Genomic DNA, 24,126 nt, shown 5'->3' with positions numbered 1-24,126 from the left:
AATGAATGATCGTTTAATAGCCCTTGGCAATAAAGTCCGTAATAGTTTGGTTCAACTAGGAAAGAAGGGTTTTTTTAGTTTATTACTTACTAAATTCTTGGTTCAGTTTTTAGGATTTGGAAGTATTATATTAGTTGCTAAATTTATCACTCCCGAAAGTATGGCACAAATCAGAAGTTTACAAACGTATTTAACACTAGCGGTCATACTCGGAACTTTTGGTTTAGATACGGCCATATTAAAATTTGGTGCAGAAAAGCGAGACGATAGCCAGAAAGATAAAATTCTTGCTTATTCCGTGCGAAATAGCTTGTTGTTTTCTACTCTATCTATTTTACTATTTAATGTATTCTTAATTTTTATTTCTAAACAATATTCGATTCATTGGAGCATATATACTTTATGTGTACCTATATTAGCTTTAACGAATATATTAATGAATTATTTACTAGCTTTAAAAAGGGTTAATAAGATGGCAAGCATGCAAGCGATTATAAAAATACAGAGTGCGTTATTTATAATCGTTGGTACTTGGTTATTTGGTGTAAAAGGTTTTATTATCGCCACTGTTTTAGGGTTAGCTATCGGATTATATCCTTTATTTAAAGAAGCAAAGCCTGCTAAGAGATTAAATGACATGAGCATAGATATACCTAAGCAATTTTGGGGAATTGCTTTTTTTAGTTTCTTGGCTAATTTCGTAAACAATATAGGGAACTATGCGGATATTATTATTATGGATAACTTTGTAACCGATCGTGTTGAGATGGGGTATTACTCGATTGCTACGATATTTCTGTTAGGTGCTACTCAAATTACAGCCACGCTGCAAAGTATATACACACCTTACTTAACAGAAAAAAGTAATAACTATAAAGATTTAAAGAAAATGGCCTTTAATGTTCAGAAAAAGGCAATATTTTTAAGTATATTTGCAGGATTAGCAGTATATATGGTTTCCTTAGTATTTGTTCCTCTCTTTTATGGAGATGCATATAAAAGCACAATCACATACACTGGTATATTAATGATTAAATATGTATTGTATTCATCGTATGCGATTATGGGTGTCACGCTACTGGCATTAGGTAGAATGAAAGAAAATTTTTATGTAACTGCTGTTTCGGCACCTATTGCTTTAATAGTTAATTATGTGACTTCGCAAAATTTTGGTGTTATAGGAATTGCATGGGCGCAAATATTTAACGGTTTTATAATGTTATGTTTACAATATGCAATCGTATTTCGTGTGTTTAATAAATTTAAAAAACAATAATGACACAAAAATCTTTCTTTGAATTGTTACAGAAATATATTATCCAAATAGGAGAAGAGTCTTTTTATGTCTTATTATGTGAAAAAAGTTAAGGAATTAACTCCTAAAGAAATAGTAGGTAAAATTACCAGAAAAATAAAGCAAAAAGTATTAAAAAGAACGGAAGCTTTAAAAGATAGTGGAACTTCTACATACTCGCAAACATTAAATAAATACGAGATAGAGCGTATATTATCAGAATCTATAGTACATGATTTTTCCCAAATGGAAATTTTACAAATTAAAGAGTTATCAACATTGTATTTGAACCATTCTTTTGATTTGTTAGGATCTGGTTGGATAAATATAAAATATAATATGATTTGTAATGGCATAGAAGAATTCAAATATAAAGCACCTATAGTAGATATCAATGAGGATATTTCATGTCTCATTAATAAGGAAAATAAGCTATATAGTAAAAAAATAAGAAATATGATAACTAGCAACTATAGTCCAATTGACTGGCGTTTAGACTTCAAATCGGGTTACTGCTGGGATTCAAAATTACACTATTCTCAAATTCGTTACGGTCAGGACTTAGGTGCAGACATTAAAGTTCCGTGGGAATTATCGCGTATGCAACATTTAGTTCAATATGTATGGGCATATATGTTAGCGAATCAAGGAAAAGAAGATTTCAAAGAGCCAGAAATATATGTGGCTGAGTTTCAAGATGAAGTGTTAGATTTTATATCCATGAATCCACCTAAGTTTGGAGTGAACTGGGTTTGTGCAATGGATGTTGCAATTAGAGCCGCTAATTGGTTGTTAGTATATGATTTATTCAGAGCGCAAGGGGTAACGTTTACCGAAGAGTTCGAAAGAGTATTTAGTCTTTCTATATATGATCATGGGAATTTTATTTATAATCACTTAGAACGTAATGGTGAAGTGCGTAATAACCACTACTATTCTAATATTGTAGGTCTATTTTTTATTGCCGCATATCTTCCTATTACAGAGGAAACGAAGGAATGGTTATGTTTCGCATTCCAAGAAAGTATTCAAGAAATGCATGCACAATTCTATGATGAAGGTGCAAATTTTGAACATTCCACTGCATATCATCGACTATCAGGAGAATTAGCACTATATGTTACCACCTTAGGATATGCATTACCAGAACATAAAAAGAAGATACTAAAGAATTATAATGTGGAGCAGCATAATGTAATTTGTAAGAAAAAAGGTTTTAACCTTAATGCAAGTTATTTTTGGAAAATAACAGATAGAAAAATTTTCCCTGATTGGTATATAGATAGATTAGAAAAAATCGCAGAATTTACTGTGGCTATAACGAAACCAAATAAGGAAATTATACAATTTGGTGATAATGATAGTGGGAGATTCTTCAAAATACAACCGATATATCAGTTATTGTCTGTAAAAAAAGCAAAAGAAGTATATTTAAATTTACAAAATTATAGTGCACGTGACGATGAAAATTATTGGGATGAAAATTTCTTAGATCACCGTTATTTAGTAGCTGGAATTAATGCTTTTTTTGAGAGAGACGATTTTGATCGGTATGTAGAGGTTCCTTCTATAGAGAATAAGATTATTAAAAGCCTACTAAAAGGGAATTTTAATAAAAAGGATAAAAGTAATCAACAAGTAATGATTAATAATGCATTGATAAAATCATTAAATAAAGAAGATGAGAAAAGAATACAGTCATTAAGAAAACAATCACAATTTGTTGAATATGTATATCTATCAAATTCAAATTTAGTAGAAAATTTAAAAGTAGTTTCTTACCCTAATTTTGGAGTATACATTTACTCTTCAAAAAATTTGTATTTAGCTATTAAATGTGGGCCTCTTGGAAGTAACGGAAAGGGTAGTCATGATCATAATGATCAGCTTAGCCTTGAATTAGTAATTAATGGGGAAGAAATTATAAAAGATCCTGGAACATATCTATATACAGCAATTCCAGAGAAACGAAATGTATTTAGATCTACGAATGCTCACTTTACTATTCAAATTGATAACAAAGAGCAAAATGAATATTATCAAGGATTACCTGGGTTGTTTATGTTAAAAGAAAATACAAAAAGTGAGTGTTTAGAGTTAAGTTCAATAAGATTTGTGGGATGCCATAATGGTTTTGGTACGAAAGTATATAGGGTAATAGATATTATGAGTGATAGAATAGTTATCTCTGATTATGGATCTAACCAAAGAATTGCTCATTTTAATTATTATTCAAATGGTTATGGAAGAATAATGAGTTTAATTTAATATATGTTTTGAGATGAAATGAAATGATATGGATAGAAAAGTAGAACATTTATAGAATTAACAGGCTGTTGAATAGAAAGGATATTCTTCTTTTGGATGATTTTTATATGCTTGTTAATTTTTGTGTGTCTAAAATGTTTTTTATTTGTTATTACAAATTGTTTTTTTGAAGTGTTACTCATAGCATATTTTAATTTATGGAATTTTTATAAATGAAACATTATTCATCGCACCCATAGGTCAATATTTTATTGAAAATAACGTCCTAATTATAGGGGGATTTTTTTAATACAGTATCAATTTAAATATTTTAATTGTAGTTAGGATGATTAATTTGCAAAATCATAACGCTATTACGAACAGCTTGGTCATCAAAATATTTATACTCATAGCAGCTTTTTTAGCTTTTTTAACACTAGAGCCTTTTTTTGTATGGGGAAATAAATTAAAAGAAGTAGTAGGTGTTGTTTATATTTCCTGTTTTTCCTTAATTTCCATTAAATGTAATATTATTTCTAAAAAAAATATAAAATTGGCATTTGGTGTAATTTTTTTAGTATTACTATATAGCTTTAGATATGAAGAAGTATACAAAATTTTATATAGTCTTTTATTTTTATGTGCTGTACTAGTTCCTTTTGTACTATTAACCAATGAAATGAAGTTAAAGATATATGATAATTTCATTAAAATAATAGCTATTTCGTATATTCCTGCAATAATTGTTGCTCTGTTATTGCTGATAGGTATTGATTTGAATTGGGATAATTTAGTTGCTTATTCTACGAGTAAATCATATTATCGTCAGTATTTATGGAGTGCGAATTACGCAGTGTATCATAACATTTCTGAGCAGTATTTCTTTTCGTATGGAGGAAGTATTGATAGAATGTGTGCCATGTTCAATGAACCTGGTGTAGTAGGAACCGTGAGTGCTTTAATTTTGATTTCAAAAAGATTTAAATTAAATAGATTGTACGAAAAGATAATTCTTATAGCGGGAATTTTATCTTTATCTATGGCCTTTTATATGTTAATTGGCTTATATCTTCTACTAAGAAGTAAAAAATATTTCTTTTTATTTATTATTGCATATATTCTTATTTTCTCTCTTACTCCTAAAGATTCGTATTTATATAATAGGATTCTCTATCGATTTGAAATTACCGATAATGGTTTAGCTGGGAATAATCGAACCAATGACGGTTTTACTTATGTATATAATGATTTTAAAAATAGTGGTATAAGAGAACAGCTTTTTGGGATGGGTGAGAAAAAGTATTTTGATAAAGCTTTGAATTATAAATCAGATGCTTTGTCGTGGAAAACTTTCACAATTATTAATGGGTATTTTCTATTAATATTACACTTGCTATTCTTTCTTTATATATGCCTTAAAGAAAAAAACAAAACAGCGATGGTTTTTGCATTATTTTATTTTATGTCCATATACCAAAGACCTTTTGATTTCTCATTAGGATATTGGTTAATATTCTTTGGTGGGATTCTACTTAGTTTAAATATTCAAACGAACGAGAATAAAGTTAATAATATAGAGTTACCAAGGAGAAATTTAAATGAAAAAGAAAGCATTGTTTGCAACTAGTAACTATTGGAATTCTCCATTCCAAGTAGGAACACATCACATCGCTAAAGAATTAGTGAAAAAGGGCTGGGAGATTGCGTATGTTTCGGCCCCTATTTCACCGGTTCATAGAGTATTTTCACCTACTAAGGAGTTTTATGATCGATATGAAGTGTATAAAAAGGGTGGAGAGATGCATGGAGATGGACAAGTTTGGTCGTATGTGCCGGGAGCATTATTAACACCTAATAATAAACCAATCTTAAGCAGTGAGTTTATATATAATAACTGGAATAAGCTTACTTACCCCAATATTAATAAATTAATAGAGTCCAAAGGGTTTAGAAAAGTGGATTTACTTTATTTCGATAATGGTCTTCAAAATTACTTGTTAGACTTTATTGATTGTAAAAAATCGGTTTTTAGAATGGCAGATAAAAACTCTGGTTTTTCTAATCATACGAACGCATTAGGGAATGCGGAAGCTAAGTTATCTCAAAGTGTAGATCGTGTTTTATATACGGCCCATACATTAGAAGAGCATGTAAATAGCTTAGGGCCTAAAGATACATTATATTTTCCAAATGGTGTTAATCTAGATCATTTCTTAAAAAAGCAGGAACAACCGATTGAATATAAATTAATTGATAAACCAATTGTTGTTTATGTAGGTGCTATAGAAGAATGGTTTGATTTTCATTTATTTAATGAAATGGCGAAAATGATGCCAGATATTGCGTTTGTAGTTATTGGACCTGATCAATTAGCGAAAGAACATATTGATGATCATGAAAATGTTCATATTTTAGGTAGAAGAAGCTATGATCAACTGCCAGCTTATCTTCAACATGCTAATGTAGGGATTATACCATTTAATGTTAAAGACTATGCACACTTATTGGACTATGTGAATCCTTTAAAGTTGTATGAATATATGGTTTGTGGAATTCCAGTTGTTAGTACAAAGTGGAGAGAATTGGAATATATAAATAGTCCAGCTAAATTAGCTGAAAACCTAGAGGGATTTGTAGAAGCAGTCAGGGAAACGGTAAAAGATACTGATAAAGAGAAATATATTAGTTTTGCTAAAAAAAATAGCTGGACTAGTAGAGTGGATAATCTGCTAAAAGAAGTCTTAGAATAGGTGATTAATTGTGAAAAAAAAGGTGTTATTAATAACAGTTAGAGCAGATTATGGCGGGGGACCTGAACATGTATATCGCTTAATGAAGAATATGGATAATGATATAGAATTCTATGTCGCTTGTCCACAAGAAGAACCATATTGGGATAAATATAAACAATTATTAGGTGAGGAGAAGTTAATAAAAATTCCTCATAGAAAGTTCGTTTTAAAATCCCATTTAGAAATATTGAAATTTATAAAGGACAATAATATCGATATTATTCATTCGCACGGTAAAGGCGCTGGCATTTACAGTCGCTTATTAAAGGTTCTTTCTCTTAAGAGAGTAAAAATAGTGCATACTTTTCATGGTATACACTTGGATTATAAAAATGTAATCAATAAAGTTTATATATTAATTGAACGAATTCTATCTCGCTTTACGAATGAGTTTATTTGCGTATCAGACGGGGAACAAGATAAGGTAAATACGGTAAAGTTGGTACAAAGTAATAAACTGAATGTTATTGTGAACGGTGTAGAAATTCCCGAAGATAGAGTGATTAATGAAAATAAAACTTTAAAGGTTGTATCTGTTACAAGATTTGATAATCAGAAAAATTCTAAGCATTCTATAGAAATAATGGAAGAGTTAATTAAAAAGACCGGTTTTGAGAATGCAACGCTAACTTTTATAGGACAAGGTTCTCAAATGAAGGAACTGCAAGAGTATGTAAATAAAAAAAATATAAATAATAACATTTTATTTTTCGGTCCAACTCAGTATGTAATAAAAGAAATGAAAAATCATAATATTTATTTGTCATCTGCTAAATGGGAAGGGATGCCATTAGCTGTGTTGGAAGCTATGTCATTAGGATTGCCAGCTGTCTTATCTAATGTAGTTGGTAATAGAGATATTGTGGATCACGGTAAAGAAGGATATTTATACGATTTAGAAGATGTAAATGGAGCGGTTGATGGGATTATTGAGCTGCACGAGAAAGAAAAGTGGATAAACATGTCAAATGGATCTAGGGAAAAGGTTGTTAATAAATATAGCGTGCAACAAATGGTAAAGTGTACAAAACAAATATATTTTAAGATTAGTGGTGTATCTAAATGAAAATAGCAATAGTACATGATTGGTTTGTGACATATGCAGGAGCTGAAAAAGTTGTAGAGCAAATGTTAGAAGTTTTTCCAGAAGCGGATTTATTTAGTGTTGTAGATCACTTAGGAGATAATAGAGAATTTATAAAGAACAAAGAAGTGAAAACCACTTTTATTCAAAAGTTACCTTTCTCGAAGAAGAAATATAGAAACTATCTACCTTTAATGCCTTTGGCAATTGAACAGTTAGATTTATCTAAATATGATGTTATTCTTTCTAGTTCCCATGCTGTAGCAAAAGGGGTTTTAACCGGACCAGATCAGTTGCATATCTCTTATGTTCATTCACCTATTCGTTATGCATGGGATTTACAACATCAATATTTAAAAGAAGCAAATTTAGAAAAAGGAATTAAGGGATTCATTACAAAGACTATCCTTCATAAAATAAGAAATTGGGATTACCGTACTGCCAATGGTGTTGATCATTTTGTAGGTAACTCTAAATTTATTGGACGCAGAATATGGAAAGTATACCGAAGAGAGTCAACGGTTATTTATCCGCCTGTTGATATTACTGCATTTACACTACATGAACAAAAGGAAGAGTTTTATGTAACTGCATCCCGTATGGTTCCTTATAAAAAAATTGATTTAATTGTAGAAGCTTTTGCATCTATGCCAGATAAAAAGTTAGTGGTAATTGGTGATGGACCTGATTTTGAAAAGGTAAAGTCTAAGGCAAAAGGAAATGTTGAACTTTTAGGATATCAATCTTTTGAGGTATTAAAAGATTATATGCAACGTGCAAAAGGTTTTGTATTTGCTGCGGAAGAAGATTTTGGTATTACACCGGTAGAGGCTCAAGCATGCGGAACACCTGTTATTGCTTATGGTAAGGGTGGAGCAATGGAAACTGTATTAGATTTAAGTCATGAAAAACCAACGGGATTGTTCTTTAAAGAACAAACTGTAGAAAGTATTGTAAAAGCAGTAGATGAATTTGAACGAAACTATGATCAGTTTAGTTCTTCTAATTGTAGAGAAAATTCTATTAGATTTTCTCCAGAGAGATTTAAAGAAGAGCTAAAAAATATGGTAGAAGAACGATATAAGGAAAGATTTTCTAAGTGAAGGAAGCATATCCTTCACTCTTTTAATTTTTATGAAAAGAGGTAGAAGTATTATATGAAATTAATATTATTATCAGGTGGATCAGGGAAACGTTTATGGCCGTTATCTAATGATTCACGTTCAAAACAATTTTTAAAAGTTCTTAAGGCAGATAATAATGAGCTACAATCTATGGTTCAGAGAGTTTGGGGGCAATTAACAGCACTTAGATTGGAGAAAAATACTGTTATTGCAACAAGTAAATCTCAAGTAGATATGATTAATAGTCAATTAGGACAAAATGTACCGATTATTATTGAACCAGAACGTCGAGATACGTTTCCTGCTATTGCTTTAGCAGCTTCTTACTTATACTCAAAACAAAATGTGGACACAAATGAAATTATCGGGGTGTTGCCTGTAGATCCATATGTAGAGGATAATTTCTTCGAGAGACTATTGGATTTAGAGAAAACATTACAATCTTCAGAAGCTGATTTGGCTTTAATGGGAGTTACTCCTACATATCCTTCTGAAAAGTATGGCTATATCGTTCCTAATGTAAAGGAAAGTCATTCGAATTATATTCAAGTGAGTCATTTTAAAGAAAAACCAAAACAAGAAGAGGCGATTAAACTTATTGAATTGGAAGCACTTTGGAATTGTGGTGTTTTTGCATTTAAATTAGACAAAATTATTTCGTTATTAGATCAAAAAGGATTTCCAGTTCAATATGATCAATTATTAAAACAATATAGTGATTTGCCTAAAATAAGTTTTGATTATGAAGTAGTTGAGAAAACAAAAGATATTATTGCCCTTCCTTATAATGGATCTTGGAAAGATCTTGGGACCTGGAATACACTTACTGAAGAAATGGGAACAAGTATGATTGGAAAAGGAAATATGAGTGAAGAATGTGAGAACAATCATATTATTAATGAATTAGATATTCCTGTCTCTGTATTAGGGCTTTCCAATATTATTATAGCAGCAAGTCCAGATGGTATTTTAGTTTCTGATAAGGAAGCAAGTCCACGAGTGAAAGAGTTAGTGGGAGATTGGGATCAACGTCCAATGTATGAAGAACGCCGTTGGGGCTGGTACCGTGTATTGGATTATACAAAATATGAAAATGGAAATGAAGTGTTAACAAAACGCATTGGCATTACAGCTGGAAAAAATTTAAGCTATCAATATCATAATAATCGTAGTGAAGTATGGACAGTTGTAAAAGGTGAAGGTGTGTTTGTGTTAAATGATAAATTTAAAGTTGTTCGCCCAGGTGATGTATTAGAAATTAAACCTGGTGAAAAGCATGCCATTAAAGCAGTAACAGATTTAGAATTTATTGAAGTACAATCAGGCAGTGAACTGATTGAAGAAGATATTGTTCGAGTTTATATGCAATGGGAAGAGATTGAAAAATCTTGTTATACAATAAAGTAAGTACAGAGGGATATGAAAAACAGTGCTATTCTTATAGCACTGTTTTTCAGGCTGTGGAGAAAGCCTTCTCCACGCCCTTTTTTGTATTCTTTTTTATTGCTTAGTTCATAAAGTACTGTGAAACAACTTGCTTCAATTGTTCCTTATCCATTATTAATTGATCGTTATTATTCTTTAAAATATCATCATACATGGACTTCCACTGTCCGCTAATTTGATGATATTTTAATTGTTTTGTAGGATCAAAGTCTTTTGCAGCCATTCCCAAACTTAGCATATCTGCTGTCGTCATATTGGATGCGATTAAGAAGTTTGGAATCTGTTTAACAAATGCTGGCAGTTTCGTTACGTTTGAAGGCTGCAGTGTTTTCTTTGCGATTCCTACTAATGCTTCTTCCTGTAATCTTTGACGATCATACTCCCCGTTTTTAAGAGAATAGCGCTCATGTACAATTTCTGTTACCATTTTGCCATCCACTGAATGTGTGCCGGCATTTATCACTTTATTTTTATTTTCTGGGTACCAAGGATGTGTAAGTTTTACATCAAACGGTACATTCATTTCAATGCCACCAATTGCATCTACCATTCCTTGCAATCCTTGATAGTTTGTTTCTACGTAGTAGTTAATATTTACACCAGTTAATTCAGTAATAGCTTGTATTGCGGCTTCTATACCCTTTTGTTGTCCATCTGTCGCTTGCTTGATGTATTGTACGCTTGTCAATTTTGTATAGCCGTAGCCATCAAGATGTACGCGTGTATCACGAGGAATACTCATCGCGTGATATTCTTTTTTATTCAAATCTACATGAACAATCATCATGGAATCGGAATGACCGACGTTTTGTCCCTTTCGCTCATCTGAACCGATTAATAAAATATTAAAGACACCGTTTTGTACTTTTGTGTCCTGACTTGAATCTGTCTTTTTATTAGGGTTGGCATTTACCACAGGAACCTTTTTGAAATGATTCTCAGGCTGCAGTTGCTTATAGGCATAAGCGCCTCCCCCTACAGCAATAATGAGTATTGCTAGCAAGCTGAAACCAATAATTTTCCATATTTTCTTTCTTTTTTTCATAGGAGCCTCCACTGTGTTCTAGTTATCTAGATATATATAAATAAACTTGTTGAATACACATGAAATAATTCTACTATATAATGAGTGCGTTTTTCTACCTCGTTTTCTTGTATTTTGAATTTGTAATAAATATAAATATCGAAGATTCAGCAAGAAAGGAAACTCTTGTGGAATAATAAAATCTGTTAGGCAGACAATAAGGAATATTACTAAAAAGTTCTATTACGTATAATTTCGAAAAATAACTGTAAAGTTCTTTGTTTTGCGATAAATGTTGTTAATACCCTATTAATTAAAAGGAAAGAAGGAATAAAAGATGAAAAAGAAAATTTTATTCTGGATTCTGGGCATTATAGGTCTTCTCGTAGTTGCTGGAGGGGCTTATGCGTATCATATTTATTCTAATGTATCAAATACATTAGATGCGGTTCATAAACCATTAGACCGTGATAAGTCAGATAAGCGAGAACAAAAAGTAGATGTTGTAGATCAAAAGCCTATTTCGATTTTATTAATGGGTAGTGACCAACAAAAAGGTGAAGTTGGCCGTTCGGATTCTTTAATGTTATTTACGTTAAATTCAAAGACAAATTCGATGAAAATTGTAAGTATTCCACGTGATTCTTATACAGAAATCATTGGCAAAGGTAAGAAAGATAAAATTAATCATGCGTATGCATTTGGCGGAATTGATATGGCTGTGAAAACAGTGGAAAACTTTCTTGATGTTCCTGTTGACCATTATATTGAAGTGAATATGGCTGGATTCAAGGATATTGTAGATGCTGTTGGTGGTGTAGATGTTTACAATGATATGGACTTTACAATTGACGGGGTTCATTATGCAAAGGGAGATTTACATTTAAATGGTGATAAGGCTCTTTTATATACTCGTATGCGCTATGAAGATCCTCGCGGCGATTTCGGACGTCAAATGCGTCAACGTCAAGTAATTCAAGCTGTAATTAAAAAAGGAGCAAATGTTTCTTCACTTGCAAACTACGGTGATGTATTACAAGCGATTCAAAAGAATGTAAAGACAAGCTTAACGCAAGATCAAATGTTTGATATTCAAAAGAATTATAAAGATTGTATGAAAAACAGTGAAGAAATTCAAATTCCTGGTGATGGTCACAAAGCTGAGGATGGTATTTGGTACTACTTTGTAACAGATCAAACTCGTAAAGATTTATCAAATAAGTTAAGAGAACATCTTGAGTTGCCTAAGAAATAATTTTCCATAAACCAACTACCCTTACAGCAGTTGGTTTATTTTTGTATGCTTTTATACTAATATATATGTTGTATTAGATGAACAGATGGGGTGAACGAATGAATAAAAAAGCATTTCTTGTGCTTTTTATTTTTGTGTTGTTTGTTACTTCTGTTGTGAGTGGTAAGTTGTATTGGAATAAGAAAGTTGCCAATGCAACGCAGCAAACGGCAGTAAGTACACAAAAGCAAAGTGCACAGACAGATAAGAAAAAAACGGAAACAAAAGGCTCTTTTAATGAAGCATATGCAAAGAATTTACCTAATGCGGTAAAGGAAAAGTTAAAGAAAGCAGCAGCTGATAAGAAAGCTGTGAATCTTGTTATTGTTGGGGACCAAGCTTCGGGGGCTGGTGCTTGGCCAGCGAAGGTGACTGCTAATTTAAAAGAGGCGTATGGTGAATCGCTTTGGAACGTTACTGTAAAAGAGTTTAAGGATGAGAGTACAGAAGATTTAATTGCGAAGAAGCGTGATAAAGAAATTGCAGAAGCAAAGCCGGACGTGATTTTATTTGAACCGCCGTTTGTGACAGATAATAGTAAAATGGGTAACAGCAATTCTGTAGCGAATACGCAAAAGTTTGTACAAGCACTTCAAAGTAGTGCGAAGGATGCTACGATTATGATCCAACCGCCAAATCCAGTGTATAATGCAAAGAATTATCCGAAAGCTATTACTGCATTGAAGCAGTTTGCAGAGCAAAACGGTTATACATATATTAATCATTGGGAAGTATGGCCGGATCCAACGACGAAGAATATCTTGCCATATTTACAAGATGAGTTTGGCTTCCCAAGTGCAAAGGGTTATGAGCTTTGGGCGCAGCATGTGACGAATTATTTTGTTGCAAAATAATGATAGTTTAGCAGAATGATTATTGAATGTAATAGAGGGAATTGTCGTCAATATATAGTCGATAATTTCCTCTATTTTCATTTCTGATGTTTGCTATACTATATAAATCACAAATAAGTTGCTAGTATCTGAAATACTTTAAACCCTGTATGTGGAAAGAAAAGGGTTTTTCAATTTGTATATATGAATCCATTTCATTTTAATTTTTCGGGATATAGATTGCAGCAAGGGAGAAAGAAAGGAGCCTGCACTCGCTTTCTCTCTTTGTTTTAAACTATGCATGTGGCAGGAAAAGGCCCTGACCGCTTCTACGCGCAGTCAGATGCTCTCGTCCACTCTAAAAAGAAAAAGGTTTTATATCGTTTTTTATATAGCTTCGAAAGGAGGAACTCCATGAAAATACTTGTAGTTGATGATGAAGCTAGCATTTGTAATTTAATTCGGATGCAGTTAGAGATGGAAGGCTATGAAGTACTTACAGCTGCAAATGGAAATGAGGCGCTGCAAAAGTGGGAAGAGAAGCCTGATGTGTTGATTTTAGATGTGATGCTTCCTGATATAGATGGTTATGAACTTCTTCGGCTGTTTCGGGAGAGGGATCGTGATATTCCCGTGTTAATGTTAACGGCGAAGAGTCAGATGAATGATAAGTTGCTTGGTTTGCAGCTCGGTGCTGATGATTATGTGACGAAGCCTTTTCATTATGCAGAGCTGCTGTTGCGTGTGAAAAATATGGCACGGCGTGTACAGAAGAAGGAAACGATTTATCATCATGATGTTATTCAAGTTGGTGAGTTTGTGATTTGTCCAAAGGAACGCAAGCTACATGTGAATGGACAAGAAATTCATTTAACGTACCGAGAGTTTAATTTATGTCAGCTGTTTGCGACAAATCCTCAGCGTGTATTTATGAGAGATGAGCTGTTAGAGAAAGTATGGGGTTTTGAATATATTGGAAATACGAGAGCGGTTGATATTATGGTGCAGCGTCTACGGAAGAAGCTTGGAAGTAGCGGAGAGAGTATTAAAACGATTTATGGCGTTGGCTATAAGTTAGATTGTTAAAGGTGATTTGATGTCATTAAAACGAAATATGGTATTTGGTATAGTGGGATTATTGATCCCCATTTTGTTCCTTCTTTACATGGTAATTTATATTGTACTTGAAAAGAATATGTATCGTAATGCTGCAGATTCGTTAGAGAAATTAAGTGTAGAAGCACAAATATACACAATGAATTATTTAGAGAAGGAGGCGGAAGTGGAGACACTAGGGCCAAATTCATTGTTAATTGCTTCTTATTTAGCAAAGCGGATGGATGTCCGTGTCCAGATGATTGGGAAGAACGGAGAAGTTGTGGCAGATACGCAAAAAGGGGCACTGCTTTATCGGAATGTCGATATTGAGCATTCACTGCAGGGAAAGAAGGCTTATGTTGTTGAAAATAGTGATCCAGCTCCGTTGTTATTGTTTTCAAGTCCAGTTTATTATGGGAATGAAGTTATTGGGGCAATCCGGTTTGTGGATGAACTACGTGATGAGAAGGAAGTATTAATGAATGTAAGCTGGACATTTGTAGTGACATCTATTTGTTTAGTGGCAGGCGGAATTTTCTTTGCGATTCGTTTGGCGAAGTCGCTGCATAAGCCAATTGATCAATTGAGGCAAATGGCAAAACGTCTCGCAAATGGTGATTATAAAAATAAAATTGAGCTAACAGAGTATGTGGAGATTGCTCAGTTATCAGCTTCTTTTAATGTGATGGCTGATGCAATTGAGCTACATATGTCGCAATTACGGGAAGAGAAGGAGAAGCAAAAAGATTTCTTGGACCGTATTACGCATGAGTTAAAAACACCGCTTACTGCCATTCTTGGTTATGTAGATTTAATTCCGAAGTTACAGCAAGAACAAGAGATAAAGGAAAGCTTTCATTATGTTTCGGTAGAAAGTCAACGTTTATTGTCTTTAGTGGAGGAGTTATTGCAATCTTCTAAGTATGGAACGAGTACGTTTGAAGTATCGCCAACGATTGTGGATATAAAGGAGCTTGCAAAAGAGGCTATTTCAATTGTAAAGCTGCGCTTGCGGCAGTATGAGATCGAGGTTGTGAATGAATTATATTCTACATACGTCGTTGCTGATTTTGATAAGACAAAGCAGATTTTCTTAAATGTATTTGATAATACGATTAAATATAGTGATGCCTCGCAGATGAGAGTTAGTGCCGTTGTGAATGGACATGAAGTAAAGGTGTTAATTTATGATGATGGAATTGGAATGGATGAAGAGGTACTTGCAGAATGGAATCGTTCTTCTAAGGAGAAGGTGTTACCTTCTAGTTATGGGAATGGATACGGTTTGTTGATTTGTAAGGAGATTATGAATAAGCAAGGAGGGAGTATGCGTATCGAAAGCAGTGAGAATATGGGAACGATGATATATATGACATTTCTGTTGCCAAGGTATATGGAAGATATAAAAAATTTGAAAGCGATTAAATGATACATTTATGAAACATTTATGCAGTATTTTCGAAACAACGTTTTTTTATCTTGGAGGTAGGCAGAAATGAAAAGGCTATCATTTCAAGTTTTCTTGTTTGTCTGTTGTATGATGCTTTTTGTTCTTTTGTTTTATTTTATAGAAGAGCGGTTATATGGCCGCGTCACAATCGTAGATGACAAGCAAGCAGTTTTAAAAGGAGCAAATGAATCTGTTCCTACTGAAGTAAGAGTAAAGCATGAAAAGTGGGGAGAAGTAGTTGTAACAGATGAAGTTCGGTTGCATGCGATTATCTCATTTTTTGATCGGATTCGAATGGAAAAGAATCATGCAGATGCCTTAGAGAAAGTATTTACTGGAGAAATAACGTATTTGAACGGATATAAGCGTACGTTTGCAGTAGGGAATTTGTTTCAGTATGAGGCAGATGTGTACGGAAAGATTGGTACAGATCCAATGATTTCTGCGTTTCAAACGTATTTGTTAAGTTTGTATTATACGCCTGAGAGAATTAGTGATTACTTTGCGAATGCAAAGGAAGTGGTTGTGCGGCAAGGTGATGATGTGCGTGCGGCCGATTTGGATCCAATACTTACGCGAATCCGGCAAGCGAAACAAATTACGGATTATGCAGAAATTCAAAATTTGCTGTATGCACAGAAAAAACCCATCGCTTATATAACCGCCTATCAAAATGGTAAACAAATAAAGAATAACCGTGAGGATATTCTTACAATCTCTGTATATAGAGATTATTTTGTTGTCCAATATCTCGGCGATAATAATGGAAATGTGATGTATATGAAAGGCTCCCTAGCATCGTTATTTGTAAAGGAGAATCATTCATGAAAAAGATAGCCTTTTTCTTCTTTTTGCTAGTAATTGGAGGAGCGATGTCTAGTTGCTCTCGAGATACTACCACTATTAAATATGATAAGAGCGGTCTTCCAATTTTAAAGGACCGTCATCTCGTTGCTTATGTTGCAGCGCGTGAAGAAGTAGGCGAGGCATTGTTATCGTCTTTTTGCAGGGCGCGCGGATGTACGTATGAATTTATTCGTCTTTCTACAGAGGAAATGTTAAGAAGAGTAGAAGCGGAAGCTGATAACCCAAAAGCAGATGTTATTATTGGGGGCACATTAGATGCTCATCAAATGATGAAGCGAAAGGACATTTCGATTCCTGTAACAAGTCAGCATGCTAATAACATTTCAAAAGCCGTAAAGGATCAGGATGGTTATTGGTATGGCTATGAAGTAGAACAGCTGGCAATTGCTATTAATAAGGAGCGATGGGAACAGGAAATGGAACCGCTTGGACTTTCGTATCCCACAGAATGGATAGATTTATTACATCCTGCTTATGCCGGGAAGATCGTCATACCTGATCCGAATGTATCAGGAACAGCGTATACGTTATTTCAATCATTAATAGATACGTTTGGAGAAGAAGAAGCAAACAAATTTGCGGTAGGGCTTGCCAAACAAGTTGCAAAAGTAACGGTTAATGGTTATATGCCTGCGGAATATGTTGCGAGCGGCGAATCGATTATCGGCATTAATTTCATCGGAGACCAGCGTATGCTGCAAAAGCAAGGCTTTCCAATTGTAAGTAAGGTACCGAAGCAAACAGGGTTATCTGTTAATGCGATTTCTAAAATACAACATGCACCGAGTGGCATTATAGCGGATTTATTTATTGATTATTGTTTATCGGAAGAAGCGGGGCATATTTTAGAAAAGGTTTCGTTTGGCGTACCGACGATGCTTGCAAAGCGTCAGCAAGAAGTGCAAGGTCAGCCAGTTGGAAGAACGAATCAATCAGTATCAGATAGTGGAATCATCGAGTTATGGAATAGACAACGTCTCTCTCAAAAGTGAAAAAAGGAGAAGAGATAATATGTTTAATTGGCTTAAGCCTGCACCAGCAATCGAGCGTTTGCCAGCGAATATGATTGACAAAGTATACAAACTACTACGTCTTCGTGTGTTACTGGGAATTTCGGTTGGGTATGCAGCGTATTATTTAGTTCGCAGTAACTTTACGTTATCTAGTACGTATTTAATAAAAGAATATGGTTTTACTACAACGGAATATGGTTTATTAGGTTCCGTTACGGCGATTGTGTATGGACTAAGTAAGTTCTTTATGGGAAATTTATCAGATAAAGCGTATGCGCAGCGTTTTATTGCGATTGGTTTATTCGTATCAGCAATTATCAATATTTGTTTCGGTTTTGCATCTTCATTTGGAATGATTTTAACATTATTAGTGTTCAATAATATTTTCCAAGGAATGGGGGCACCGCCTTGTAGTACCGTAATGACGAAGTGGTTCTCGAAGAAAGAGCGCGGTACAAAAACAGGACTTTGGAATATTTCACATAATATTGGTGCGATGCTTGTACCACCGATTGTTGGAATTGGTGTTGGTATTTTCGGTGAAAGTCATTGGCAAACCGGCGTGTTTATCTTCCCGGCAATCATTGCAATGGTTATTTCCGTTCTTATGTGGGTGAATGCGAAGGATACACCAGAATCTGTCGGTCTTCCACCAATTGATGAATATCGCAATGATTATGAAGATCTGGAGAAGGCAGACAATGCCAACAAAATGTCACCAAAAGAAATTTTGATGAAATATGTAGTGAAAAACAAATTTATTTGGTATTTATGTATTGCGAATGCATTTGTATATTTAATTCGTTTCGGTGTTATTAACTGGGTACCGATTTATTTAACAACGGTTAAAGGATTTACAAAAACAGAAGCGCATGCAGCATATTCATTTTTTGAATTTATGGCAATTCCAAGTTCATTAATCGTAGGTTTTTTAAGTGATAAGTTATTCAAAGGAAAACGTATGCCACTATGTGTGTTTAGTATGGTTGGTGTTGTTATCGGAACGGTAGTATACTGGCAAGCATCGAATATACTTGTTGTGAGTGCTGCAGTTTCGATTATTGGTTGCTTAATTTACGTACCACAATTTTTAATTGGTTTAAGTGCAATGGAATTAGTACCAAAATTCGCAGTAGGTACAACAGTTGGTATGTGTGGCCTGTTCGGTTATTTAGGAGGAAGCCTTGTTGCAAACGCAGCGATTGGTATTATCGTTGATCGCTCTGGTTGGGACGGTTGTTTCATTCTATTATTAGCAGGCGGTATTTTATCTACTGTATTCTTATTCATCGTTCAATTTGGTCATGAGAGAAAAGAGTCTAAGAAGCAAATTGCTTAATGATTTAGGAGAGGAGAATCTATCAATGGATAGATTCTCTTTTTTAATTAAACGTTTGTTTAAAGGAAATACTACTTTTTTCGGTCATATGTAAGTCGTTTTTGTTCTGTGAAATATAGAAAAATTACAATTCATTCACAATATCTTAACTTTCAATTGTTAAAATTAGGTAATTAATAATATGGAAGGTGAGATGTTGATATGCAAATGTTTACTACTGAAGTGGAAAGAATTTATCGTTGTACGGCAATTGTTGTAACAGGTGAGGATATGTATGAATTTAGACTGCGCAGTACAGAAATGGGGGTTGTAGTTCACTTGTTGGATGAAGAGAAAGAAGAATGGTCACCGTTATGTATCGAAACATTTATAGATGTTTCAGGATCTGCTTTTCCTGATGAAGAATCGAAGGAACGATTTCGAGTAGAATGTAATAGTGAAACGGGTTGGATTTTGCAAATGTACGGTGAGGATTTTGGAAGTGAGCATCAACGACCAATGACACCTGGCGAGCTCAGGGCGTTCGAGTTTGTGAATGAAAATATACCAGATGAGATAGTGATTGCACCGAAACAAGCGATTATGTGGCAATAAGAGAATGAAATATAAACTGAAAAAACGACATCAGTATTTTAGGCGGGCAAGAGCATCTGACCATGCGTAGAAGCGGTCAGGGCCTGTTTCTGTCACGTGCAAAGGTTAAAACAGTGCAGGTTATGTTTTGCTTTGCATAGCAGCAATTTATATGTTGAAAAGTCAAAATGGATTTGTTCATATAATTAGAAAAGGGCGTAGTTTAAGGCCCTTTTTTTATTTTGAATAACGGGGGTTCTAAAAGTGGATAAATCATTTTTCTTAATCAAACGTTTGTTTAAGAAAAATATGCATATATGCATATTAGAAAGTATTAAATTTCAAAACATGCCATTGTTTGATACAATTTATAATATACAAACTATGTAATATGAATGTAGTAAATGTCGAATGTTTGTTGAGATATTTTGGAAAAGTTTGTATAATTTAATTATATTAACGATTTAAGTAAAAGGAGAGAGACAATGTTACCAAATACGGTTCGTACTCCGAATAAAAAGAAAAAATGGATTATCATTGGAGTTATTGCTCTTATTATTATCGTTGCTGCTGCAAATATTTTTATGATGCAGAGTAAGAAAAAAGGGAGCACAGAAGATGTGAAGTTTAGGGAAGTAACAGAACGTCAGCTCAATAATACAAAACTTGTTTCCGGTCAAGTGAAACCAGGGAATATTGAGAGTTTCTATGCGGATGCGACTAAAGGAAAAGTAAAAGATATTGCTGTAAAAGAAGGACAAGAAGTGAACAAAGGGGACAAGTTGTTCTCTTATGATAATGAAGAAATTAATTTGCAAGTAAAGCAAGCAGAAATAGAACAAAAAATGACTTCTATGCGCTATGATCAAGGGAAGAAAAAAATAGATTCATTGAAACAAGATATTAAAAAAGCGAAGGATAGCGGAGCGACGAAAGAGATGATCGATCCGTTAGAATCCCAATTAAATGAATTGGAAATGCAACAAAAAACAGCTGACCTTGAAAAAGAAAAAGTGAATCTTCATATAGAAGAATTAAAGAAAAAACAAGGTGAGCTTACGGTTTACAGTAATTTTTCCGGTGTTGTGCAAAAGTTTGATAAAGATGCTTCGCAAGGTTCTACGCCAGTAATGGGTGGGCAAGGGAAAGCATTTTTACAAATCGCCTCTAAAGATCCATTCCAAATTCAAGGTACATTAACTGAACTACAAAAATCACAAATCCAAAAAGATCAAGCGATTACAGTGACGGCAAAGGCAGCGCCGAAGAAGAAGTGGACTGGGAAAGTTACAGAGGTAAGTGAATATCCGACAAGTGCGGAGGCAAATATACAAGCTCCAGCAGGCGGAGAAGCAGGACAAAATATGTCTTATTATACATATAAAGCATCACTAGATTCCCAAGATGGATTATCGCCAGGATATCATGTATCTATTCAAGTAAACTTAGAGAATAGGAAAATGGTTGCTGTTCCTCATAAAAGCATTGTAGAGGAAAAAGGTGAATCATTTGTGTATGTAGAGGATAAAGGAAAGCTTCGCAAGCAAATTGTGAAGAAAGGCTCAAGCGATGGAGATTGGGTTGAAGTACTTGAAGGCGTAACAGTAGGAAAAAAGGTGGTTGAAAATCCTTCCGATAAAGTGTTTGACGGAATGGAAGTGAAGAAAAAATGATTACCTTAAGCAATATTCATAAAACGTATTATCAAGGGAGTTTAGCTGTACCCATTTTACACGGTATTAGTTTAAAGATTGATAACGGTGAGTTTGTTTCGATTATGGGACCGTCTGGATCGGGGAAATCAACGCTTATGAATATTATTGGTTGTCTCGATCGGCCAACAGAAGGTGAATATATGCTGAATGATGTGAATATTTTAACGGCAGATGAGTCCAAATTGGCACTCATTCGAAATGAATACATCGGTTTTGTGTTCCAGCATTTTAACTTACTGCCTCGTCTTTCGGCGGTGGAGAATGTAGAGCTTCCGCTTGTTTACGGCGGTATAAAGAAAGCAGAGCGCCGCGAGCGGGCATTAGAGGCATTAGGGAAGGTAGGACTCGCGGATCGCGTACATCACTTACCAAATGAATTATCAGGTGGACAAAAGCAGCGCGTCGCAATTGCACGTGCGATTGCAAATAATCCAACTTTTATTATGGCTGATGAACCAACAGGTGCACTTGATACGAAATCAGGTGAACAAGTTATGAATATTTTCACCCAGCTGAACAAAGAAGGTACAACGATTGTAATGGTTACGCATGAGGAGGAAGTAGCAGCGTATTCATCTCGTCGCATTGTGCTCAGAGATGGGAAAATTACAGAAGATAGAAGGTGTGCTGTATGAGTTTACTAGATAGTATTAAAATTGCTCTTTCTTCTATTCTAGCTCATAAGTTGCGCTCCGCACTGACAATGCTTGGAATTATTATCGGTGTTGGCTCTATTATTACTGTCGTTGCGATTGGACAAGGCGGAGAAGCAATGCTGAAGTCCCAATTTGCAGGTATGGGTAATAATGTTATTCCAATTCAGTTTCATACGGATATCGATGATCCATTTGCGCAGGGACTAGGAGAACGTCCTGCATTAACAGATGAAGATATTTTCGCACTGAAACAATTGCCAGAAATTAATCATGTTGTTACGACAAATGCGGGTATGGAACCACTCGATATTAATGATAAAAAGGACATGACTAATATTATTGGACTTGACAGTGAATATTTTGCGGTGAATAAAATCAAATTGGTTGAAGGCCGCTCTTTAAATGAATCAGATGTTGAGCGTGGTAATAACGTTGCGATAATTAGTACGAAAGCAAAGGATACTTTTTATCCGAAAGAAAATCCTGTTGGAAAAATTATCGAGTTAAAAGGCCAGCCATTGCAAATTATCGGGGTATATAAATCTGATAATGAATTTATGGGCATGGGGATATCGGAAATGTTAATTCCAATTTCTCTTTGGCCAACACTATATGGGAAAAGTGAAATTCAAAATATTTCGGTGCAAGTGAAAAATGTTGATCAAATGGAAGCGGCAGGGAAAAAAGCTGTTGGCGTTTTAAACGATCGAAAACCAAATGATGTTCCGGGGAAGTATGAAGTTCTCGACCTTGAGAAAATGCAAGCAAGCATTTCAAAGGTAACGAGTATTATGACGATGATTATCGGTGGTATTGCGGGTATTTCTCTTGTCGTTGGCGGCATCGGCGTTATGAATATTATGCTTGTATCTGTTACGGAACGTACGCGTGAAATTGGTGTTCGTAAAGCGCTCGGTGCAACGCGCGGGAAAATCTTGCTTCAATTCTTAATAGAGGCCGTGATGTTAACACTTCTTGGTGGCTTGATTGGAATTGGCCTTGGATACGGAGGCGCATATATCGTTTCTACCTTTGCGAAATGGCCACCGCTCGTTTCATGGGAAGTTGTGCTTGGCGGCGTCCTATTCTCGATGACGCTCGGCATTATTTTCGGACTAATTCCAGCGAACAAAGCAGCAAAATTAGATCCAATCGAAGCATTGCGCTATGAATAAAGTGAAACTTCTCTCAGTGGGGGCTTTATTCCCCGCTGAGAGAAAGCCCACCCAATCGGGCTTTTATGGGCAGTTTTCTTCCCTGCTCTTATCCAGCCTTTACTGTCCACGAATAGCGGGATAACACCCAGTTCTTGTGGGTGGTGAATCCCTGTTTGAAAAAGTGGGGATTCACCACCCGTTAGAACGGGTATAAAATAAAGGAGGTTTTACATATGGAAGCGAACGTAAACACGCAGAAGGTAAGCGGAGAGAAGCCCTCATTATTTGGAATGATTACCTCACCTAGCTTGCAGTTTGAGAAAATGAGAAGTAATGCACCGGTGTGGGGCGCGTTTTTCTTAATGGTTGTATTAGGCGGTATTATGGGAGCTATTGGTACATATTTATATTCTATGGACCCTGCAATTGTCGCGAAAAATAAAGAGCTTGGCGTAGAAGTACCTATGGCATTTACATTAGGTAGTGGGTTTGTATTTGCAGCAATTATTTTTATGTTCACATTCTTTATTAGTGCAGCTCTGTATAAAGTACTTATGATGTTTATGGGCAATGATACGTCTTATAAAAAGTTATTAGCGATTATTGTTTATTCTAGTATTATTACAGTTCTTGGTGGCATTATTAATATGGTATTAGCATGGATTTTTGGCGGAAATGGTCAAGAAATGTATACAGGATTAGGAATGCTATTTGCTTCTACTGGCGGTGTTGTACATGGCATTGCAAAGGCATTTGAAGTTTTTGCGATTTGGGGATTATTTGTAACGGGATTAGGGCTGCACATTACAGCAGGATTAAGCAAGAAACAAGCGACAATTCTTGTTGTAGTTTTCTTTATCATATCATTGGCATTTGGCGCAATTGGTGGCTTTCTTGGTGGCTTAGTCCCAAAAATGTAATATAAGATTATGTTTATCGAAACGGCTCATGTAGAGCCGTTTTTTTATCCCGCATTAACGGGCAGTAATACTCCCACCTCAAAATTCGGCGAAAGCAAAGAAGTTAGGTGGGAGATAAACTGCCCGTAAAAGCCCGATTGGTTCAACTAATAATCAGTGGGGGATGAAGAAAACCCCCACTGATTAAAGTTTCACTTTAT

Annotated in this window: 20 protein-coding genes; 19 read left to right on the top strand and 1 reads right to left on the bottom strand. The window is 34.7% G+C overall.

The genetic code is table 11. The features are described 5' to 3' along the window. Position 1 precedes the first annotated feature (1 nt). The 7 genes from BM350_RS20640 (at position 2) to BM350_RS20610 (ending at position 9,948) form a co-directional block, all read left to right on the top strand. Positions 2-1,276 carry a lipopolysaccharide biosynthesis protein gene (locus BM350_RS20640; RefSeq protein ID WP_090917860.1) on the top strand — a complete coding sequence of 425 codons (1,275 nt, stop codon included), beginning with the start codon at positions 2-4 and terminating at the stop codon, positions 1,274-1,276. Positions 1,277-1,342: 66 nt separating this feature from the next. Beyond that, complete coding sequence (locus BM350_RS20635; protein ID WP_090917862.1) at positions 1,343-3,562, top strand: alginate lyase family protein; 2,220 nt, start codon at positions 1,343-1,345, stop codon at positions 3,560-3,562. A 325-nt stretch (positions 3,563-3,887) separates the two neighbouring features. Next, on the top strand, positions 3,888-5,168 hold the full coding sequence (locus BM350_RS20630) for a polymerase (protein WP_090917863.1): 1,281 nt from the start codon (positions 3,888-3,890) through the stop codon (positions 5,166-5,168). Next, complete coding sequence (locus BM350_RS20625) at positions 5,140-6,291, top strand: GumK N-terminal domain-containing glycosyltransferase (protein ID WP_090917864.1); 1,152 nt, start codon at positions 5,140-5,142, stop codon at positions 6,289-6,291. Before BM350_RS20630 ends, BM350_RS20625 begins: the two co-directional genes overlap by 29 nt. A 10-nt stretch (positions 6,292-6,301) precedes the next feature. Beyond that, positions 6,302-7,399, top strand: coding sequence for a glycosyltransferase (locus BM350_RS20620; protein WP_090917866.1), 1,098 nt, complete (start codon positions 6,302-6,304; stop codon positions 7,397-7,399). Beyond that, positions 7,396-8,520, top strand: a complete 1,125-nt coding sequence (locus tag BM350_RS20615; RefSeq protein WP_090917868.1) for a glycosyltransferase family 4 protein — start codon at positions 7,396-7,398, stop codon at positions 8,518-8,520. The genes BM350_RS20620 and BM350_RS20615 overlap by 4 nt, the downstream gene beginning before the upstream one ends. A gap of 54 nt (positions 8,521-8,574) precedes the next feature. Beyond that, positions 8,575-9,948: a sugar phosphate nucleotidyltransferase gene (locus BM350_RS20610; RefSeq protein WP_090917870.1), complete on the top strand. Its 1,374-nt coding sequence runs from the start codon at positions 8,575-8,577 to the stop codon at positions 9,946-9,948. A 100-nt stretch (positions 9,949-10,048) separates the two neighbouring features. On the opposite strand, the gene BM350_RS20605 is transcribed toward BM350_RS20610, so the two are convergent. Further along, the gene (locus BM350_RS20605; protein WP_090917872.1) at positions 10,049-11,032 is read right to left on the bottom strand and encodes an LCP family protein; all 984 of its coding nucleotides are present in this window, start codon (positions 11,030-11,032) and stop codon (positions 10,049-10,051) included. Between the two features lie 316 nt (positions 11,033-11,348). Here BM350_RS20605 and BM350_RS20600 point away from each other — a divergent pair, with 316 nt between their 5' ends. The 12 genes from BM350_RS20600 to BM350_RS20545 all read left to right on the top strand — a co-directional run bounded on the left by BM350_RS20600 (position 11,349) and on the right by BM350_RS20545 (position 23,926). After that, positions 11,349-12,266, top strand: a complete 918-nt coding sequence (locus BM350_RS20600; RefSeq protein ID WP_090917874.1) for a polyisoprenyl-teichoic acid--peptidoglycan teichoic acid transferase TagU — start codon at positions 11,349-11,351, stop codon at positions 12,264-12,266. A 98-nt stretch (positions 12,267-12,364) separates the two neighbouring features. Beyond that, positions 12,365-13,159, top strand: a complete 795-nt coding sequence (locus BM350_RS20595; protein ID WP_090917876.1) for an SGNH/GDSL hydrolase family protein — start codon at positions 12,365-12,367, stop codon at positions 13,157-13,159. 393 nt (positions 13,160-13,552) lie between these two features. Further along, a complete protein-coding gene (locus BM350_RS20590; RefSeq protein WP_090917877.1) occupies positions 13,553-14,224 on the top strand; it encodes a response regulator transcription factor in 672 nt (223 codons plus the stop codon). A 10-nt stretch (positions 14,225-14,234) separates the two neighbouring features. After that, positions 14,235-15,665 carry a sensor histidine kinase gene (locus tag BM350_RS20585; RefSeq protein ID WP_090917880.1) on the top strand — a complete coding sequence of 477 codons (1,431 nt, stop codon included), beginning with the start codon at positions 14,235-14,237 and terminating at the stop codon, positions 15,663-15,665. 66 nt (positions 15,666-15,731) lie between these two features. After that, positions 15,732-16,514 carry a DUF3919 family protein gene (locus BM350_RS20580; RefSeq protein WP_090917882.1) on the top strand — a complete coding sequence of 261 codons (783 nt, stop codon included), beginning with the start codon at positions 15,732-15,734 and terminating at the stop codon, positions 16,512-16,514. Next, positions 16,511-17,545 carry an ABC transporter substrate-binding protein gene (locus tag BM350_RS20575; RefSeq protein ID WP_090917884.1) on the top strand — a complete coding sequence of 345 codons (1,035 nt, stop codon included), beginning with the start codon at positions 16,511-16,513 and terminating at the stop codon, positions 17,543-17,545. Before BM350_RS20580 ends, BM350_RS20575 begins: the two co-directional genes overlap by 4 nt. A gap of 19 nt (positions 17,546-17,564) precedes the next feature. Continuing rightward, a complete protein-coding gene (locus BM350_RS20570; protein WP_090917886.1) occupies positions 17,565-18,905 on the top strand; it encodes an MFS transporter in 1,341 nt (446 codons plus the stop codon). 201 nt (positions 18,906-19,106) lie between these two features. Then, positions 19,107-19,499 carry a hypothetical protein gene (locus BM350_RS20565; RefSeq protein WP_090917888.1) on the top strand — a complete coding sequence of 131 codons (393 nt, stop codon included), beginning with the start codon at positions 19,107-19,109 and terminating at the stop codon, positions 19,497-19,499. 464 nt (positions 19,500-19,963) lie between these two features. Next, positions 19,964-21,151: an efflux RND transporter periplasmic adaptor subunit gene (locus BM350_RS20560; protein ID WP_090917891.1), complete on the top strand. Its 1,188-nt coding sequence runs from the start codon at positions 19,964-19,966 to the stop codon at positions 21,149-21,151. Beyond that, entirely contained in the window at positions 21,148-21,828 is a 681-nt protein-coding gene (locus tag BM350_RS20555) for an ABC transporter ATP-binding protein (protein WP_090917893.1), read from the top strand. The genes BM350_RS20560 and BM350_RS20555 overlap by 4 nt, the downstream gene beginning before the upstream one ends. Beyond that, the gene (locus tag BM350_RS20550; RefSeq protein ID WP_090917895.1) at positions 21,825-23,024 is read left to right on the top strand and encodes an ABC transporter permease; all 1,200 of its coding nucleotides are present in this window, start codon (positions 21,825-21,827) and stop codon (positions 23,022-23,024) included. Before BM350_RS20555 ends, BM350_RS20550 begins: the two co-directional genes overlap by 4 nt. Positions 23,025-23,239: 215 nt before the next feature. Then, the gene (locus tag BM350_RS20545) at positions 23,240-23,926 is read left to right on the top strand and encodes a YknW family membrane protein (RefSeq protein ID WP_090917897.1); all 687 of its coding nucleotides are present in this window, start codon (positions 23,240-23,242) and stop codon (positions 23,924-23,926) included. Positions 23,927-24,126 lie beyond the last annotated feature (200 nt).

The sequence above is a fragment of the Bacillus sp. 103mf genome, from assembly GCF_900116295.1.
GTDB lineage: Bacteria > Bacillota > Bacilli > Bacillales > Bacillaceae_G > Bacillus_A > Bacillus_A bruguierae.
Note: the sequence above shows the minus strand (reverse complement) of the source record. Positions and strands in the feature narration are given on the sequence as shown.

Bases quoted from the DNA above. Each gene is read 5' to 3' on its own strand.
- BM350_RS20640 (WP_090917860.1), top strand. From the start codon at position 2: ATGAATGATCGTTTAATAGCCCTTGGCAATAAAGTCCGTAATAGTTTG.
- BM350_RS20635 (WP_090917862.1), top strand. From the start codon at position 1,343: ATGTCTTATTATGTGAAAAAAGTTAAGGAATTAACTCCTAAAGAAATA.
- BM350_RS20630 (WP_090917863.1), top strand. From the start codon at position 3,888: ATGATTAATTTGCAAAATCATAACGCTATTACGAACAGCTTGGTCATC.
- BM350_RS20625 (WP_090917864.1), top strand. From the start codon at position 5,140: ATGAAAAAGAAAGCATTGTTTGCAACTAGTAACTATTGGAATTCTCCA.
- BM350_RS20615 (WP_090917868.1), top strand. From the start codon at position 7,396: ATGAAAATAGCAATAGTACATGATTGGTTTGTGACATATGCAGGAGCT.
- BM350_RS20610 (WP_090917870.1), top strand. From the start codon at position 8,575: ATGAAATTAATATTATTATCAGGTGGATCAGGGAAACGTTTATGGCCG.
- BM350_RS20605 (WP_090917872.1), bottom strand. From the start codon at position 11,032: ATGAAAAAAAGAAAGAAAATATGGAAAATTATTGGTTTCAGCTTGCTA.
- BM350_RS20600 (WP_090917874.1), top strand. From the start codon at position 11,349: ATGAAAAAGAAAATTTTATTCTGGATTCTGGGCATTATAGGTCTTCTC.
- BM350_RS20595 (WP_090917876.1), top strand. From the start codon at position 12,365: ATGAATAAAAAAGCATTTCTTGTGCTTTTTATTTTTGTGTTGTTTGTT.
- BM350_RS20590 (WP_090917877.1), top strand. From the start codon at position 13,553: ATGAAAATACTTGTAGTTGATGATGAAGCTAGCATTTGTAATTTAATT.
- BM350_RS20585 (WP_090917880.1), top strand. From the start codon at position 14,235: ATGTCATTAAAACGAAATATGGTATTTGGTATAGTGGGATTATTGATC.
- BM350_RS20580 (WP_090917882.1), top strand. From the start codon at position 15,732: ATGAAAAGGCTATCATTTCAAGTTTTCTTGTTTGTCTGTTGTATGATG.
- BM350_RS20575 (WP_090917884.1), top strand. From the start codon at position 16,511: ATGAAAAAGATAGCCTTTTTCTTCTTTTTGCTAGTAATTGGAGGAGCG.
- BM350_RS20570 (WP_090917886.1), top strand. From the start codon at position 17,565: ATGTTTAATTGGCTTAAGCCTGCACCAGCAATCGAGCGTTTGCCAGCG.
- BM350_RS20565 (WP_090917888.1), top strand. From the start codon at position 19,107: ATGCAAATGTTTACTACTGAAGTGGAAAGAATTTATCGTTGTACGGCA.
- BM350_RS20560 (WP_090917891.1), top strand. From the start codon at position 19,964: ATGTTACCAAATACGGTTCGTACTCCGAATAAAAAGAAAAAATGGATT.
- BM350_RS20555 (WP_090917893.1), top strand. From the start codon at position 21,148: ATGATTACCTTAAGCAATATTCATAAAACGTATTATCAAGGGAGTTTA.
- BM350_RS20550 (WP_090917895.1), top strand. From the start codon at position 21,825: ATGAGTTTACTAGATAGTATTAAAATTGCTCTTTCTTCTATTCTAGCT.
- BM350_RS20545 (WP_090917897.1), top strand. From the start codon at position 23,240: ATGGAAGCGAACGTAAACACGCAGAAGGTAAGCGGAGAGAAGCCCTCA.